This is a genomic window from Halohasta sp. A2, from assembly GCF_056175805.1.
Window position 1 is genome coordinate 1 of sequence record NZ_JAQFWV010000170.1, and the last position, 1,020, is coordinate 1,020.

Here is a 1,020-nt window from a genome sequence, read left to right on the forward strand (position 1 = left end):
GGATAGTCTGGTTTGGGTGCTTCTGCAATGTCTGTATCTAGAAATTCGGCAGTTCAGCGACTCAGACAGGAGAATTTGTTATGTAAGTGATTCAATACGGGAGCCGTCTTGCGATAAACGGAGCAAGTTGGGATGGATCAACGTCACCGCCACACAGTTCGGCTTGAAACTGAGTGAGTTGATCACAGACGACGGCTGGATCACGCGAGCTGTCGAACGTGTCGATGAGTTCTTTCTGCGCCTCCTTGATGAACGCAGGCGTGCTGCGTTGGCGACACTCGATTCCTCGATACTTGTACTTGCCATCGGTTGAGCGGCCGAAGTACTTCGTGAGCGCCCCTCGGCCAGTGTTTCGCTGCGGGACGAATGCAATCCAGTCATACGCAGATTCATATTCCAGACGAATCCCAATGTCGTCATAAACCGTTGCAGCCACCTCTTTGAGTGGGGTTTGACCAGTCCCATTCATTGGCGTCACCCAGAGGTTGTTGACGATCAGTGGTCCGAGCAATCCTCGGTCGATCGGAGAGTCATAGAACAAGCCCCACACCCATCTGCGTAGATCGACAAGTGGATCTCATTCGAGTTTGGAAATGTCGAATATATCTGCAATCCATCAATTAGAAAACATCAAATAGATATGCTTTTATTTTGATATAAAGGCATGCATCAAATCCATCCTCCGAGGTTGTGTGCCAAAGATTAGTCCTAGTCGGCCATGAAATAAGAGACACACTTCCTCATCTAAACTGCTCAATATAATACTTTTTTATAATCGCATTTTTTCTGAGGGCAGTATAGATGTGTGACGTGTGTAAAGAACATACCACTTGAAGCTGTCTGAAGTTCTGCCCCACATTTAGGACAAGTTACCATTGTACTATTCTATCTAACACTACTTCTGGGGTTTAGACTGGAGCCAAGGAGATCTGGGGAGAAACATCGACGAGGTCGGTGCAACTTGTCGGGATCTGCTCAGGTTTGACGAAACTTCAGCTGAGATTCGACGCTCCAACACTC

1 protein-coding gene is annotated in these 1,020 nt (G+C 47.5%); it reads right to left on the reverse strand.

Going from position 1 to position 1,020, the window contains the following annotated elements; all coding sequences use genetic code 11:
* Nucleotides 1-91 precede the first annotated feature (91 nt).
* Nucleotides 92-469, reverse strand: a complete 378-nt coding sequence (locus O2S87_RS18620) for a hypothetical protein (RefSeq protein WP_475410215.1) — start codon at nucleotides 467-469, stop codon at nucleotides 92-94.
* Between the last annotated feature and the right edge of the window lie 551 nt (nucleotides 470-1,020).